Origin of the sequence: Salmonella sp. A7 (assembly GCF_020181675.1) — a bacterium.
GTDB lineage: Bacteria > Pseudomonadota > Gammaproteobacteria > Enterobacterales > Enterobacteriaceae > Salmonella > Salmonella enterica.
The window spans coordinates 2,812,837-2,827,108 of sequence record NZ_CP084001.1 but is presented as its reverse complement, the minus strand read 5'-3'; the positions used below and the strand labels follow the sequence as shown (position 1 = coordinate 2,827,108).

Sequence of the window (14,272 nt, the reverse complement as noted above, 5' to 3'; positions counted from 1 at the left end):
TCTATTTTCGGAAACTGTCTCGCAATTTTTATTCTTAGTGGCGTCAAAAATAAAAATCATCTTGCTCGCGGAGTATAAGTTGCCTATTTTCGTCATTAACGGATCCGTTACTGCAAATCATTCTTTTACTTTATGATTTAAAAGGAATTTTATGAGAGCACTCTCTTATGACAGGATCTATAAATCGCAAGAATATTTGGCCTCTTTGGGGACGATCCAGTATCGATCTTTATTCGGTAGCTATAGTCTGACCGTGGAGGATACCGTCTTTGCGATGGTGGCTAATGGCGAGCTTTATCTCCGCGCCTGTGAAGAAAGCGTACCCTACTGTGTGAAGCATCCTCCCGCCTGGCTCATGTTTATGAAATGTGGACGTCCCGTTATGCTCAACTATTACCGGGTGGATGAAAGCCTGTGGCGCGATCAGCAGCAGCTGGTACGTTTATCGAAGTATTCTCTTGACGCGGCAATGAAGGAAAAACACAGCCGTATTTTACAGCACAGACTCAAAGATCTCCCCAATATGACCTTCCATCTGGAAACATTGCTCAATGAGTCAGGGATAAAGGACGAAAATATGTTACGCATACTGGGCGCGAAAATGTGCTGGCTAAGGTTGCGACAAAGCAATCCCTTGCTGACAGTGAAAGTTTTGTATGCCCTGGAAGGCGCAATTGTCGGCGTACATGAAGCGGCGCTCCCGGCGAGTCGTCGCCAGGAGCTTGCCGACTGGGCTCATTCGCTTACGGCTGGGTAATTAATGTAGAAGTCGGCGGTGAAATTTGCCGTTGCAAGCGTCCAATCTCGGGCAGTAAGGCAATGAGCAAACCAATTTGTTGAACAACCAGAGGTTCTTTGCTGTCCGGACGTGTTTCCAGCGACTGAACTCGCTGCTTTAAACCCTCCAGCGCCTGGTGTACGCGCTGTTCGTCTTCAGGTTGATGATGAAGCGCATCATCAACGTAGCAGACCGCGTCATCCAGAAGCCCCAACACGTCCGGATTACTGAGCTTTTCGCGGTGCGCGCCGAGGGCGGAGATATAGCTGGTAAAAGTGTGATTGAGGCAAAGCAGCCTGAACGCCGCCTCCCGGGTTTCGGCCGTGACGTCGGGTTCGCTCGACATATTAGAAACCACGGATGCCAGTTCTGCATCGCGGTTGTGCGCGTCGCGTCTGGCAATGCGATAGGCCAGGCGGTTATCCCGTCCCTGGTGATATTGCTCAAGGATCGCATCAAGGTAGCGGCAATTAGCATCGGTGGCGCGCTGGAGTACCCGGGGAAGGTTGCGAAAGCGCCAGTCCGGCCAAATAAAGCTGACCGCAGCCCAGGCGATAGCGCAGCCAATTAACGTGTCGACGACGCGCGGTAACGCTACCTCGAAGCCTTCGCCCAGGAGGTTAAAGCAGAGTAATACCAGCAGGGTGATGAACATCGTCGCATGGGCATACTGCACATTACGGAATGCGAAGAAAAGCACGCCGGTAATCACCAGCAGAACTAACTGTCCTTCAAGCGAAGGGACAAACCATAAAATCGGCAGGCCGATCGCAACGCCTACCAACGTACCGATAATCCTGAGCGCAAGGCGATGGCGGGTCGCGTTATAGTTAGGCTGGCAAACAAACAGGCTGGTGAGCAATATCCAGTACCCGTGGCGCATCCCGGTAATTTGGATGAGAGCATAACCGATGCACAATACCAGCGACATGCGTACCGCATGGCGAAAGAGAGCGGACTCCGGGGTAAAATTACGGCTCAGACGCAGCCAGATGTCGCTAAACCCGTGCAGGCTATCATCAGCCAACTGGTTTTCTGACTCATTGCGCGGCATTGCCTGGGCCTGCTCCGACTCGATCGTCGCCAGTTGCGCATCAATGGCGCGTAGGTTGGTTAATAAGAACCCAAGCGTATTTAACAGCTCTAAAGAAGCGCCGCTGGCGCGCATACGTTCAAGCGCGGCGTCAATGTGGGTAAAGGCGCGTTCAAAACGCGGATCATGCTGGTACGGCGTACGCAGTAAGATACAGCGCGCCAGCTGCGTACAGGCCTGCGCCTGCATCGACATCAGACGTTGAAAGCGGAACATGACGTCGCTATGGCGAAAATAATCGCGCAGCGTCTGGTATTGAATATGCGAAGAACTGGCGCGTTCATGAATATCCTGCGCCACAAAATAGTAATGGAGGGTGCGGCGCGTACCGCGTTGACCGCGATCGCCGCGCAGGCGAGTCAACAACGACACTTTCGTTTGGTTCAGCGTCGCCATTAACTGCCCGTTCGCTAACGCTAAATCATAGAGCGGCGCCTGGCTTTCATCTTCAATATCAGGATCAAACAGACGTGATTTCAGTTCCAGATAGTGCGCTAACTGTTCGTAACTGCGTGCCAGATTATCCTGCAACGGACGGATCGGAAATAGCAGATGCCCGGTTAGCGTCAGTAGGTTATACCATACTGCGCCTGCCAGCAGGAGCAGTGGTTGCTGATACCAGTGATCGTATAAAGAGGTACCCAGCATCGTATAGATGGCAATGAGTAACGCGCCGAACGCGATGGTAGCATAGCGTTGCCCTAATCCTCCCAACAGAATAAATCCGCTGGTGGATAACGTTAAGCCCAACGCAAATAGCCACGGCCAGGGAAAGAGCAGCTCCACAGAAGCCGACGCGATAAAAAAGCAAATTAAGGTAATGATTAAATTACGCAAGCGTCCGGCAAGGCGGTCGTCGAGATCGGTTAGCGCTGCGGCAACCATACCGAGCGTGAGCGGGATGGTAAGTTTGACGTCGCCCAGCCACCAGGGCAGGGCGGTGGTGCCGCACAGAGCGATAAAAATGCGGATGTAATACAGCCAGGCACTGTTCCAGGTATAACGGCGAATCAACGGACTTAACATAAAGGCTATTTGTCCCGATCATTCAAAACGGCGGCGCGCGTTAGCTTCTCGCGCGGCGCGAGCGGTTTCTACAGAGACGACGCGGCGACCGACAGGCCAAAGCGCAATCGCGGCAATTTTAAAGTTCGCAATACCGACAGGTATCCCGATGATAGTGACACACTGCGCGATACCGGAGGCAATGTGCATCAGGCATAGCCACCAGCCGAAAAAAAGTAACCAGAAAATATTCAGCAAAGTACCGCCAGTATTCATTAATACGCTTTTCGCCGCCGGATTAAGTTCGTCAACGTGAATGGCTTCATTACCGTAAGGGAACAGGGACAGTTTGGTTATCTCCCAGCAGGAGCGGGTCAACGGCAGGGTGAAAATAAGCACAATACTGACCAGCGTCGCCAGCAGCCAGGCCAGCGTAGTGGCAAAGCCGCCCAGTACAAAGTTTAAAATATTCAGAACGGTACGCATAAACCCTCAGTTCATTCCGGTTTTCTATCACTGCGGGCAATTGTAACGTTTTTTTAGACTGGAGCACGTTTTCTCTGGCGGTTACACTGATAAGCACATCTTTACGTCTGGATTCGCTGAGTCATGGAACTGAAAGCAACTTCTCTTGGAAAACGTCTGGCGCAACACCCGTATGATCGTGCCGTGATCCTCAACGCTGGGGTGAAAGTGTCTGGCGACAGGCATGAATATCTTATTCCATTCAATCAGTTATTGGCGATTCACTGTAAGCGTGGGCTGGTATGGGGCGAGCTGGAGTTTGTCCTGCCGGAGGATAAAGTCGTGCGTTTGCACGGTACCGAGTGGTCGGAAACCCAGCAATTCCATCGCTATCTGGACGCGCACTGGCGTCGCTGGAGCCAGGAGATGAGTGATGTCGCCGCGCAGGCATTACAAGAGCAATGGGCGCGTATTAGTGAGCGAACGGGCGAAAACCAATGGCTTACCCGTGAACGCGTTCGGGGGCTGGAACACGAAATTCGCCAGACGTTTGCCGCCTTGCCGCTACCGGTCTCACGTCTGGAGGAGTTTGCTCACTGTCGCGAGATATGGCGTAAGTGTCTGGCCTGGTTACAGGATAGCGAGGGAAGTCGGCAGCAGCATAATCAGGCGTATGCTGATGCCATGCTGGAAGCGCATGCCGACTTTTTTACGCAGATAGAATCCTCTCCGCTTAATCCCTCCCAGGCCAGGGCGGTGGTTAATGGCGAATCATCGTTACTGGTACTGGCGGGGGCGGGAAGCGGCAAAACCTCGGTGCTGGTGGCGCGCGCGGGTTGGCTGTTGGCGCGCGGACAAGCCGATGCGGGGCAAATTCTTTTACTGGCGTTTGGCCGCAAGGCGGCAGAGGAGATGGATGAGCGTATCCGCGAGCGCTTACATACGGAAGAGATTACTGCCCGTACGTTCCATTCGCTGGCGCTATATATTATTCAGCAAGGCAGTAAAAAAGCGCCGGTTGTCAGTAAGCTGGAAAGTGACGCCACCGCGCGGCATCAGCTATTTCTGCACACCTGGCGTCAGCAGTGTAGCGAGAAAAAAGCGCAGGCCAAAGGCTGGCGTCAGTGGCTGGAAAAGGAGATGCAGTGGGCGGTGCCGGAAGGTAATTTCTGGGACGATGAGACATTGCAGCGGCGTCTGGCCCCTCGTCTGGATCGTTGGGTCAGCTTGATGCGTATGCACGGCGGCGCGCAGGCAGAAATGATCGCTGGCGCGCCAGAGGAGTGCCGCGAGCTGTTTGGCAAACGCATTAAGCTGATGGCGCCGCTGCTGAAGTCCTGGAAAAGCGCGTTGAAAGCGGAAAATGCCGTTGATTTCTCCGGGCTGATCCATCAGGCAATGGTGATCCTCGAAAAAGGGCGTTTTATCAGCCCGTGGAAGCATATTCTGGTCGATGAATTTCAGGATATTTCCCCGCAACGGGCGTCGCTGTTAGAGGCGCTGCGCAAGCAGAATAGCCAGACTACACTGTTTGCCGTTGGCGATGACTGGCAGGCGATTTACCGTTTTAGCGGGGCGCAGCTCTCCTTAACGACGGCGTTTCATCAGACGTTCGGCGAGGGCGAGCATTGCCACCTGGACACCACGTACCGTTTTAACAGTCGGATTGGCGATATTGCCAATCGCTTTGTACAGCAGAATCCGCACCAGCTTAAAAAACCGTTAAATAGTCTGACCCCAGGCGATAAAAAAGCGGTGACGTTATTAGATGAAAGCCAGTTGGACGCGTTACTGGATAAATTATCCGGCTATGCGAAGGAAGATGAACGTATCCTGGTGCTGGCGCGCTATCATCATCTGAAACCCGCGAGTCTACAAAAAGCGGCGACTCGCTGGCCGAAGTTACAGATAGACTTCATGACTATCCATGCCAGCAAAGGCCAACAGGCCGATTACGTGATTCTTGTCGGATTGCAGGAGGGTAACGACGGTTTCCCCGCCCCGGCGCGAGAATCCATTATGGAAAGTGCGCTTCTTCCTCAGGTTGAGGATTTTCCGGACGCTGAAGAGCGGCGTTTGTTATATGTGGCGTTGACGCGCGCGCGTGCGCGGGTCTGGCTGCTTTTTAATAAAGATAATCCCTCGCGCTTTGTGGAGGCGCTTAAACAGCTGGATGTGCCGGTGGCGAGGAAGCCCTAAAGCGCGGGCGGTACAGCATCCCGCCCGCGTAGCGGTTATTTCAGGCGCTCGGCCAGATAACGCGCATAATCCGGAATAAGAATATCTACAGCGTCATTAAAATGCGGGGACTGGATGATAAAGTCCGCCGTTGAGACATTAGTGGCGACAGGAATATTCCATACGGTGGCCAGACGCAGTAGCGCTTTGACATCGGGGTCGTGCGGTACCGCGTTAAGCGGGTCCCAGAAGAAAATCAACACGTCGATTTTCCCTTCTGAAATGAGCGCGCCAACCTGCTGGTCGCCGCCCATCGGGCCGCTCAGCATCGCATTAACGTCCATACCGGTTGCGCGCTGGATCAGATTCCCCGTGGTGCCGGTTGCATAAAGAACGTGTTTTTCCAGCAACGGCTGATGGCGTTCCACCCAGTTCATTAACATCTGTTTGCAGTGGTCGTGAGCAACCAACGCGATATGTTTGCGCGTCGGCAAGGTGCGAGTCGTCAGTTCCATAATTCGATTCCGTAGTTAACCTGTCTACAGATTACTGGAAGCGCTTGATGCTGCAAGAGAAAGACAAAAAAATTGCGCGCTGGGACAACTCATATCAAGAGGGCGGCTGTTTTTCCGCCCATTGCAGAAAATGATGGCGTGTCTGCGGGTCGGCCAGTCGGAACCAATATTTCAGCCGCTGTTCTGTCAGAGTTTGTGATTGCGGCGGTACGGTATCAAGCTCTGAGACGTCGGAAAGTAATGTGCTGTCGTCTGCCATCATCGTGGCGAACTGAGGAAGCGAGGCGCGTTTCGCCGATTTATTATAACGCTCGGTCTCTATTTCATAATCGACCACTTTAGCCGTAGAAGTAATGGCCAGAATATCGAGTTTTACCGGAATGGGCATGGCGTCGCCGTCCAAAAGCGCCAGACGCGGCGCCGCGTTAAAATGCGAGGCTTCGCGCTCGTTTTCCAGCCGCGGGAGCTGAAAATTGACCTGACTTATCAGCTGGGTATCGAAACTTATCACCAGCGGCGGAGAAATATAAAGCCGCTCTTCATTACCGGGCAGGCGGATGGTTTTTTCCACCCGGAAAACGAGTTGATGCGGCCCGTTTTCCAGTTCGATGCTCTCTGCGCCGCGTAATAAAGAGCTGGACACCTTTTTACCGTCCAGCACCAGCAGATCAACCTCATTCGACAAACGGAGCGTTGTGGCAAAAACAGTCACCGGCAAACAGAGAGCAAGGAAGGTGGTTAGCGCGCCGGTTTTCATAAGGTTCTCCTGTCCAAAGGCCGTCTGGCTAATAATGTATCGAAATTTTTCTTAGATCATGTTTACTAACATATAGACATATTTTGGCGTTTTGCTCTCATACATCGGTATGGGATGAATGGTTGCTATGTCAGGTTTGTCGTACACTTTGCAAAACAGCCAGGAGAAAGATGATGAAAGAGACCGATATTGCTGATGTATTGACGTCCACTCGCACTATCGCGCTGGTAGGTGCGAGCGATAAACCCGATCGTCCAAGTTATCGGGTAATGAAATACCTGCTTGAGCAGGGTTACCATGTGATTCCGGTTGCGCCAAAAGTCGCGGGTAAGACATTGCTGGGGCAACAGGGGTATGCCACGCTGGCGGACATTCCAGAAAAAGTCGATATGGTGGATGTTTTTCGCAACTCTGAAGCTGCATGGGGCGTTGCGCAGGAAGCTATCGCTATCGGCGCAAAAACGCTGTGGCTACAGCTTGGCGTGATCAACGAGCAGGCGGCGGTACTGGCGCGGGATGCAGGCATGACCGTGGTGATGGATCGCTGCCCGGCGATTGAGATCCCTCGCCTGGGGCTGGCGAAATAAAAGTTTAAATGGCCGGATATCGCCCTCCGGCCTTTTAAATACAATCAGTTACGTAGTCGCGGCGCCTGAAGCTGTTTGCGAATGGTACGCGCCAGTTCATCCATCGATGGCTGTTCTGGATGCTCGTCCCGCATTTCGCTTCGCAACTGGGCCTCGGCCAGATAAGTATGCACTGGCTGACCATCATCATCTTCCATTACCACGTGGTACCACGGAGCGGCGCGAAGTTCGTCGTTAACCGCCAGTTCATCAGGCGACGGCTCATCAAGCGAATATTCCGGGTCGATATCGACGACCACTCCGAGGTAACCTAACAGGGAATGGCGGACCTGTTGGCCGATACCGAATTTGCTGGCTATCATAGTCACCTCCCGGGAAATAGATACCCTTTATATGAGGATACTATTCCACTTTTCAAGTTACATGACGCGACAGGCAAACCCTTTCAGATACAGCCCTTCCGGGTAGGTGGCGATCACCGGGTGATCGGCGGCCTGACGGAACTGCTCTATAAATTGTACATCACGACCGGCATCTATTGCGGCATCGGCAATGATTTTCTGAAATAAATCGCTGGTCATCAGTCCGGAGCAAGAGAATGTCAGCAGTATGCCGCCCGGATTGAGCAGTTGAATCGCTAACATGTTAATGTCTTTATAGCCCCGGCAGGCACCCATTAACTGGCTTTTATTTTCGACGAATTTGGGCGGGTCCATGATGATGACGTCGAATTTTTCGCCGTGTTCACGGTAAGCGCGCAGCAACTTAAACACGTCATCGCGCACGAATTCGGCTTTGCTCAAGTCCAGTTGGTTCAGTTCAACGTTTTGCCTGGCGATATCCAGCGCATCCTGTGAGGTATCCACGCTGACAACCTGGCGACAACCGCCCATTAATGCCGACACGGCAAAACCGCCGGTATAAGAGAAGCAGTTCAGTACCCGCTGATTTTCCACGTAGCGGCGCGTCGCCAGACGACTGTCGCGCTGATCAAGATAATAACCGGTTTTGTGGCCGCCCTGGATATCGACCAGTAATTTCATACCGTGTTCTTCAATTGGCAGAAGCGCAGGCGGCAGTTCGCCAGTGACCGGACCTTGCGTCAGCGCCATCCCTTCTTTTTTCCGCACGGCGACGTCGCTGCGATCGTAAATAGCGCAATCCGGATAGCATGTTTGTAGAGCGCTAATTAATGCGGCGCGTTGATATTCGGCCCCGGCGCTGAGCAGTTGCAGCACCAAAAAATGACCAAAACGATCGATAGTGACGCCAGGCAGGCCATCGGACTCACCGGCGATCAGACGATAGCTATCCAGGCCGTCTTTTTTCGCCAGCCAGTCGCGCCACTGCTGCGCCTGGCGCAGGCGGCGGGTGAAAAACGCAATATCAATGGATTCTGCTTTATCAAATGTCCAGACGCGCGCGCGGATCTGGGATGCTGGCGACCAGGCGCCGCGTGCTAACCACTTTCCCTGATGGTCAACGATATCGATAGTTTCACCGAGGTTGGCTTTGCCTTCCAGGCGGGATACGGCACCGGAAAAGACCCATGGGTGGCGGCGGAGTAAAGATTTTTCTCGCCCTTTGCTGAGGACTAAACGGGGATATTGCGGAAATGTAGATTCAGTCATGCGGAGTAACCTCTCACAAACAGTGACGCGAGCCGGATAATAGCTCCAGCCAGGGACCGTGAAAACGAAATGGCGCGTAGGGTAGCACAGATGAGAGAGGCAATCACCAGCGTATGGCGGTGAGCGTTTCTGCACAAAATAGAATCGTAAAGGCACAGTTTCTTCAGCGGACGCTTTTTATAGTGTTCTTTCTTTACACGAAGAAGGAAATACAATGAAAACAGTCTTCTCTTTGACCGCAGCCGCAATGATGGCATTGAGTGGCGGCGTATCTGCCGCGTCGGCGTTTAGCCTCAGTAGCGCGGATATTCCGGCGGATTTTCGTTTAACGCAACAGCACGTCTTTAAAGGATTTGGTTGTAGCGGAGAAAATATTTCGCCGCAGCTGAGCTGGCGCAATCCGCCTGCCGGAACCAAAAGCTACGCTATTACCGTCTTCGATCCTGATGCGCCCACCGGAAGCGGCTGGTGGCACTGGACGATGGTGAATATTCCTGCGCAGATCCACGACCTGCCGACGGGGGCTGATAAAAAAACGTTACCCGCTGGAGTGGTGCAGGGACGGAATGATTTCGGTTATGCTGGCTTTGGCGGCGCCTGTCCGCCGCCGGGCGATAAGCCTCATCGCTATCAGTTTACTGTGTGGGCGCTGAATACGGCAACACTGCCGCTCCACAGTGAGTCGAGTGGCGCGTTGGTAGGGTTTATGCTTAACGCGCATGTGATTGCGAAAGCACAATTCACGGCCACATACGGAAGATAAAATAGAGGACGGCACGGTGCAGGAGATGCATATTCGACATCAGGATCTTACGACGGCAGAGGTGCGTTCCAGTCATCTGCACCGTTTGCATCGTGTTACGCTTTTTTCCGCCGCTATCTGCCATATTACGCAGGGCAGTAAAGTCATCATTCAGGATGATAGCCGCCTTGTCGCCGGGCCGGGCGAGTTGATTATTATTCCGGCGAACACGCCGCTGGAGATTATTAATCAGCCTGCGCAGAACGGTTTTCGCTCCGACCTGTTGTTACTTTCACCGGAGATTATTGCTCGCTTTAAAACGATGTACGTTCAGGATTATCCACCGGCAAACCTGACATCGCTGTGTACGCCGATGAGCCGTAGCCTGACATTTATGTGGGAGAACGTGTTGGATGCTGTGCGCCAGGGTTTACCCGTTGGGCTACAGGAACATCAGGCGATGGGGTTACTGTTAGCGCTTTTGCATGATGGCGCGGCAGGACCGCTGCTTATTGAACGGCGTTACACCCTCACGGAGCAGGTGCGGCAACTGATTATGCTCTCGCCTGCTAAGCTATGGACAGCCCAGGAGATAGCCCGCCGTCTTGCTATGGGAACATCGACGCTGCGTCGGCGTTTGCAGCGCGAATCGCAGAGTTATCGACAAATTGTTGAAGAGGTGCGCATGTCCTGCGCGCTTTCTCAACTGCAATCGACGACGCTGCCGATCGGCGAAATAGCGCTACGGTGCGGTTACCTGTCGGGGTCGAGATTTACGGCCAGATTCCGCCAACATTATGGGTGTCTGCCCAGTCAGGTACGTTAAGTATGTCCTGTATGAGCCTCCACCACTGATTATGAAAGGAGAACCATCATGTCGAACGTCTGCATTATCGCCTGGGTTTATGGTCGCGTTCAGGGAGTCGGGTTTCGCTATACCACGCAGCATGAGGCGCAGCGGCTGGGGTTAACCGGCTATGCGAAGAATATGGATGACGGAAGCGTAGAAGTGGTGGCCTGTGGCGACGCAGCGCAGGTGGAAAAACTCATCAAGTGGCTGAAAGAGGGCGGGCCGCGCTCTGCTCGTGTGGACAAAATCCTCACTGAACCGCACAGCCCTCGCGAGACGCTAACAGGCTTTAGTATTCGGTATTAAATACATTTTACCGGCTTGGGCAGACCGGCGATTTTGGTCGCTTGCTTTGCCGGGCCTTTCGGGAACAGACGATACAGATAGCGGCTGTTGCCTTTTTCTTCGCCGAACTTATTCGCCATCGCCTTTACCAGCATTCGGATGGCGGGAGAGGTATTAAACTCCAGGTAAAATTCGCGCACGAAGCGCACGACTTCCCAGTGTTCCGCAGAGAGCTCAATGCCTTCATTGGCGGCGATAGCGACTGCCAGCGCTTCACTCCACTGCGTCGTCTCTTTCAGATAGCCTTCGCTATCAGTACTGATTTCTTTACCTTCAAAGATCAACATAACGTTTCACTGCGTAATCAACACGGACGGCAGTGTAGCAAAAAATAAAGCCCTGCATAAGCAGGGCTGGAAGAGGGGAATGTCGATTAGTCGCGGCTGGCGAAGCCCAGAATGCTGAGCAGGCTGACAAAGATGTTGTACAGCGAAACGTACAGGCTGACGGTCGCACGAATATAGTTGGTTTCACCGCCGTGAATGATGTTACTGGTTTCATACAGGATAGCGCCCGAGGAAATCAGGATAAACACCGCGCTAATCGCCAGGTGCAATGCAGGCAGTTGCAGGAAAATATTCGCCACCATACCAATCAGCACGACGACGATCCCGGCCATTAACATACCGCCCAGGAAAGACATATCCTTACGGGTGGTCAGAACGTAAGCGGAGCAGCAGAAAAATACTAACGCGGTACCACCCAGCGCCAGGCCAATGACATCGCCCATGCCTGCTGACAGATAGGCGTTAAGAATGGGGCCCAGGATATAGCCGAGGAAGCCGGTAAACGCAAAAGCAGACAGGATACCGACCGGCTTATTGGCGGTTTTATAGGTCAGGAACATCAGCCCATACATACCGACCAGCGTCAGAATCAGGCCGGGGGAGGGCAGCATCAGTACCGTACTGGCTGTCGCGGTAATTGCGGAGAAAGCCAGCGTCAGGCTCAACAGAAAATAGGTGTTGCGCAGTACTTTGTGCGTACTCAGTAGCGAGCTACGATCACGCGATGATGTAATGATACGATCCATTAGTCACTCTCTTATGACAGATGTAATTAATAAAGGAGAATAATAAAAACAGTCACTGTCACCCAGTGGTTTTACCCATCTTTACGCATTCGTTTACGTTTAGTTTCCTTAAGAGATTTCAGGTGATTACAGTCGTTAAAACGGTCTTCTCATGCCTGGCGCTACGCCATAAAACAGGCGGCAGCGCCAACCACGCGTTACCGATAAAAAATTGATAATCACAGCGGTAAAACAGTGGGGACGATCAACACGTATTAAGCCAGTTTTTGTGTTGAAGAAATGGTCAATGTGCCGCTATTTCAGGCAATTAACGAAATTTTGCCTGTTTTTCACGCAAACGAACACATTCGGTCTTTACATGACGCACCGGGATGTTTATAGTGCGCCTCATTCCGGAAGTGTGGCCGAGCGGTTGAAGGCACCGGTCTTGAAAACCGGCGACCCGAAAGGGTTCCAGAGTTCGAATCTCTGCGCTTCCGCCAGATTAAACAAGGGGTTACCGAAAGGTAGCCCCTTGTTTTTTTAGGCGCTTAGAATATAGTTAGAAAATACTGCTAGAATATTTCCCGAAAAAACGGACTACGCGGGTCTTTAGTTTCTTTTCGTTTCCTGATGTGTCTATTTATTGAAGATGTAGGCCATTCCAGGAGGTGAAGGATGCCCCATCTCTTTCAGAATAATGTTGGTATATTCGACAACAGGGTCTCCTGGATGATTTTTTTCTTTATCCTGAAGATGGCTCAGTGCATGTACAACTTCATGAATAAATGAACGTTTTATGTCAAAAAGTTGTGGTCCTTCGTTACTTTCATAATGTTCGGTATATGAATCATCAGAATCGTCCAGATTGAGACAAATAACGTTCCTGCCTTCTGAAAGTTTGAAGTGTTCCTGAGCCACGGTAGTTTCAAAGGCTTCGCCTGCCCCCGATAGCCAGCGCTGCTCCACATCATGTAGTTCTTTTTCATATGCGTAATTCATCAGTCTGCGGAATGTTTCGATTTGGGTATACGCATTTTGAAGTACGGAGGATAGTTCATCGTAGCATTCGTCATAAGTGTCGTCATCAATTTCTGTATCAGGGTCTATTCCACCCGCGCCTGAGATAAGGTACTCCACAGCCTGGATATTTTTAATCAAAGAGCTTATTCTGCTACGCTCTCATATCAACAATGTAAAAATACGCTGAAAATGTTATTTATAATGAAACTTAGGGGCGGGGTTTATTTAATAAAACAAGGGGGGCTTCTGTTTGAATACTTCTTGTTTATAAAATCCCTTTATCTCGACTAAAATATTGGATGGGGGAAAAGCGTTTTATCATTGTAATCCGGGAGTGGAGTAGGGGTATGTTGACTACCTGTCAGATCGGCTCCTGTTAATGCTTTCGCTAAAGTTAGAGCTATCTTATCTAATTTTGCACCATTTAGTTTGGTGTCAGTTAAGTCTGAGCCGAATAGAATTGCAGCGGTTAAGTTTACACCGGACATGTTAGCGCAAGTCAGGTCTGCGTGAGTCAGGTTTGCTTTAGTCATGTTTGAACCCATTAGATTTACAGCGTGTAGATTTGCACAACACAAATTTGCACCGACTAAATTTACATTAGAAAGAGTTGTTTCACGGAAATCTGCATTAGAAGCATCTATTTTTGACAAATCTTCCCCCTGGAAATCTTTATGAGCCAGGTTTACTCCGCGCAGGTTCAGAAAACCATCCTCGGTTATAAGTGAATCAGGCTGTTGTATATTATGTTTACTCATCAGCTTTAACATTCGACATACATTCCAAAATCTCTCACTATCAACGTTATCCGTTACAGTTTTTCCATTTTTGTTCACTTCAATAATGACCATGGGATCCGTATTTTCGGATGCTGCTCCACATGACAGACATATAGTACACCCGTTGACATCCTCCAGAAATATTTTATTACCATCGAAGAAAGCATCTTTATTTACATATAATAATGATGTGGTCAGTTTTCCAATTACCTCCTGAAAGCATCTTTCATTGCTTCTTCTTACTCCACCACAGGTAAAAAAATTGACAAACCATTCCAGTATACCGCGTGGTGAAGTTGCACTTTTCATTGCTTCTTTCGTACCGGTACCGGCCGCATGCAAATATCTTAATATATTTTCTGGGGACGCGTTAGTTATTGGCATTTTGATTCCTTCTTATGGAAGTGAGTCGATTCCTTATAGGTGTGAGTCAAGTCACATTTATACAAGGAATAATAAAAAAAGATATAAGGTGATTTTTGTATTTAGAGCTTTGGTTGGGTATGAGTAGG

15 protein-coding genes, 1 tRNA gene and 1 pseudogene are annotated in these 14,272 nt (G+C 51.0%); 7 read left to right on the top strand and 10 right to left on the bottom strand.

All coding sequences use genetic code 11. From position 1 onward, the window contains the following. The first annotated feature begins 151 nt into the window (after positions 1 to 151). Positions 152 to 757 (top strand): TfoX/Sxy family DNA transformation protein, encoded by a 606-nt coding sequence (locus LCS67_RS13970; RefSeq protein ID WP_001202375.1) that lies wholly within the window; start codon positions 152 to 154, stop codon positions 755 to 757. Here LCS67_RS13970 and yccS read toward each other — a convergent pair. Continuing rightward, positions 744 to 2,897: a YccS family putative transporter gene (gene yccS, locus LCS67_RS13965; protein ID WP_023215050.1), complete on the bottom strand. Its 2,154-nt coding sequence runs from the start codon at positions 2,895 to 2,897 to the stop codon at positions 744 to 746. The genes LCS67_RS13970 and yccS overlap by 14 nt on opposite strands. Before the next feature lie 18 nt (positions 2,898 to 2,915). Beyond that, positions 2,916 to 3,362, bottom strand: coding sequence for a YccF domain-containing protein (locus LCS67_RS13960; protein ID WP_001261222.1), 447 nt, complete (start codon positions 3,360 to 3,362; stop codon positions 2,916 to 2,918). A 123-nt stretch (positions 3,363 to 3,485) separates the two neighbouring features. On the opposite strand from LCS67_RS13960, the gene helD reads away from it, so the two are divergent. Continuing rightward, entirely contained in the window at positions 3,486 to 5,540 is a 2,055-nt protein-coding gene (gene helD / locus LCS67_RS13955) for a DNA helicase IV (RefSeq protein ID WP_080183703.1), read from the top strand. Between the two features lie 35 nt (positions 5,541 to 5,575). Here the strand turns inward: helD and mgsA are convergent, their stop codons facing one another. Both mgsA and LCS67_RS13945 read right to left on the bottom strand, forming a co-directional pair. Next, a complete protein-coding gene (mgsA, locus tag LCS67_RS13950) occupies positions 5,576 to 6,034 on the bottom strand; it encodes a methylglyoxal synthase (protein ID WP_000424187.1) in 459 nt (152 codons plus the stop codon). Between the two features lie 94 nt (positions 6,035 to 6,128). Further along, positions 6,129 to 6,791: a DUF2057 family protein gene (locus tag LCS67_RS13945; protein WP_000847732.1), complete on the bottom strand. Its 663-nt coding sequence runs from the start codon at positions 6,789 to 6,791 to the stop codon at positions 6,129 to 6,131. Between the two features lie 173 nt (positions 6,792 to 6,964). Between LCS67_RS13945 and LCS67_RS13940 the strand changes: the two genes are divergently transcribed. After that, positions 6,965 to 7,378 carry a CoA-binding protein gene (locus LCS67_RS13940; protein ID WP_001537782.1) on the top strand — a complete coding sequence of 138 codons (414 nt, stop codon included), beginning with the start codon at positions 6,965 to 6,967 and terminating at the stop codon, positions 7,376 to 7,378. A 44-nt stretch (positions 7,379 to 7,422) separates the two neighbouring features. Here LCS67_RS13940 and hspQ read toward each other — a convergent pair whose 3' ends face one another. Further along, complete coding sequence (gene hspQ, locus LCS67_RS13935) at positions 7,423 to 7,740, bottom strand: heat shock protein HspQ (RefSeq protein ID WP_000561983.1); 318 nt, start codon at positions 7,738 to 7,740, stop codon at positions 7,423 to 7,425. 57 nt (positions 7,741 to 7,797) lie between these two features. Then, positions 7,798 to 9,009, bottom strand: coding sequence for a 23S rRNA (cytosine(1962)-C(5))-methyltransferase RlmI (rlmI, locus tag LCS67_RS13930; protein ID WP_000140480.1), 1,212 nt, complete (start codon positions 9,007 to 9,009; stop codon positions 7,798 to 7,800). Between the two features lie 214 nt (positions 9,010 to 9,223). Here rlmI and LCS67_RS13925 point away from each other — a divergent pair, with 214 nt between their 5' ends. From LCS67_RS13925 to yccX, 3 genes are read left to right on the top strand one after another with little or no spacing between them, the layout of a single operon-like run. Continuing rightward, positions 9,224 to 9,772, top strand: a complete 549-nt coding sequence (locus LCS67_RS13925) for a YbhB/YbcL family Raf kinase inhibitor-like protein (protein WP_000859418.1) — start codon at positions 9,224 to 9,226, stop codon at positions 9,770 to 9,772. Positions 9,773 to 9,797: 25 nt separating this feature from the next. Next, positions 9,798 to 10,577, top strand: a complete 780-nt coding sequence (locus LCS67_RS13920; RefSeq protein ID WP_000548082.1) for a helix-turn-helix transcriptional regulator — start codon at positions 9,798 to 9,800, stop codon at positions 10,575 to 10,577. A 48-nt stretch (positions 10,578 to 10,625) separates the two neighbouring features. Then, positions 10,626 to 10,907: an acylphosphatase gene (yccX, locus tag LCS67_RS13915; RefSeq protein WP_000072884.1), complete on the top strand. Its 282-nt coding sequence runs from the start codon at positions 10,626 to 10,628 to the stop codon at positions 10,905 to 10,907. Here the strand turns inward: yccX and tusE are convergent. Both tusE and yccA read right to left on the bottom strand, forming a co-directional pair. Further along, positions 10,904 to 11,233: a sulfurtransferase TusE gene (gene tusE, locus LCS67_RS13910; protein WP_000904446.1), complete on the bottom strand. Its 330-nt coding sequence runs from the start codon at positions 11,231 to 11,233 to the stop codon at positions 10,904 to 10,906. The genes yccX and tusE overlap by 4 nt on opposite strands. Positions 11,234 to 11,319: 86 nt before the next feature. Then, a complete protein-coding gene (gene yccA, locus LCS67_RS13905; RefSeq protein ID WP_000374046.1) occupies positions 11,320 to 11,979 on the bottom strand; it encodes an FtsH protease modulator YccA in 660 nt (219 codons plus the stop codon). 394 nt (positions 11,980 to 12,373) lie between these two features. On the opposite strand from yccA, the gene LCS67_RS13900 reads away from it, so the two are divergent. After that, positions 12,374 to 12,461 (top strand) — tRNA-Ser (locus LCS67_RS13900). Positions 12,462 to 12,597: 136 nt separating this feature from the next. Here the strand turns inward: LCS67_RS13900 and LCS67_RS13895 are convergent. Both LCS67_RS13895 and pipB read right to left on the bottom strand, forming a co-directional pair. After that, positions 12,598 to 13,098, bottom strand: a pseudogene (locus LCS67_RS13895) (PipA/GogA/GtgA family type III secretion system effector); the annotation flags it as partial. 170 nt (positions 13,099 to 13,268) lie between these two features. Further along, positions 13,269 to 14,144, bottom strand: coding sequence for an SPI-2 type III secretion system effector PipB (pipB, locus tag LCS67_RS13890; protein ID WP_001123030.1), 876 nt, complete (start codon positions 14,142 to 14,144; stop codon positions 13,269 to 13,271). Positions 14,145 to 14,272: the final 128 nt, after the last annotated feature.

Excerpts from the sequence above, each read along its gene's own strand:
- LCS67_RS13925 (WP_000859418.1), top strand. The coding sequence starts at position 9,224 with ATGAAAACAGTCTTCTCTTTGACCGCAGCCGCAATGATGGCATTGAGT.
- yccA (WP_000374046.1), bottom strand. The coding sequence starts at position 11,979 with ATGGATCGTATCATTACATCATCGCGTGATCGTAGCTCGCTACTGAGT.
- helD (WP_080183703.1), top strand. The coding sequence starts at position 3,486 with ATGGAACTGAAAGCAACTTCTCTTGGAAAACGTCTGGCGCAACACCCG.
- rlmI (WP_000140480.1), bottom strand. The coding sequence starts at position 9,009 with ATGACTGAATCTACATTTCCGCAATATCCCCGTTTAGTCCTCAGCAAA.
- pipB (WP_001123030.1), bottom strand. The coding sequence starts at position 14,144 with ATGCCAATAACTAACGCGTCCCCAGAAAATATATTAAGATATTTGCAT.
- LCS67_RS13970 (WP_001202375.1), top strand. The coding sequence starts at position 152 with ATGAGAGCACTCTCTTATGACAGGATCTATAAATCGCAAGAATATTTG.
- LCS67_RS13945 (WP_000847732.1), bottom strand. The coding sequence starts at position 6,791 with ATGAAAACCGGCGCGCTAACCACCTTCCTTGCTCTCTGTTTGCCGGTG.
- mgsA (WP_000424187.1), bottom strand. The coding sequence starts at position 6,034 with ATGGAACTGACGACTCGCACCTTGCCGACGCGCAAACATATCGCGTTG.
- LCS67_RS13960 (WP_001261222.1), bottom strand. The coding sequence starts at position 3,362 with ATGCGTACCGTTCTGAATATTTTAAACTTTGTACTGGGCGGCTTTGCC.
- hspQ (WP_000561983.1), bottom strand. The coding sequence starts at position 7,740 with ATGATAGCCAGCAAATTCGGTATCGGCCAACAGGTCCGCCATTCCCTG.
- yccX (WP_000072884.1), top strand. The coding sequence starts at position 10,626 with ATGTCGAACGTCTGCATTATCGCCTGGGTTTATGGTCGCGTTCAGGGA.
- LCS67_RS13940 (WP_001537782.1), top strand. The coding sequence starts at position 6,965 with ATGAAAGAGACCGATATTGCTGATGTATTGACGTCCACTCGCACTATC.
- yccS (WP_023215050.1), bottom strand. The coding sequence starts at position 2,897 with ATGTTAAGTCCGTTGATTCGCCGTTATACCTGGAACAGTGCCTGGCTG.
- tusE (WP_000904446.1), bottom strand. The coding sequence starts at position 11,233 with ATGTTGATCTTTGAAGGTAAAGAAATCAGTACTGATAGCGAAGGCTAT.
- LCS67_RS13920 (WP_000548082.1), top strand. The coding sequence starts at position 9,798 with ATGCATATTCGACATCAGGATCTTACGACGGCAGAGGTGCGTTCCAGT.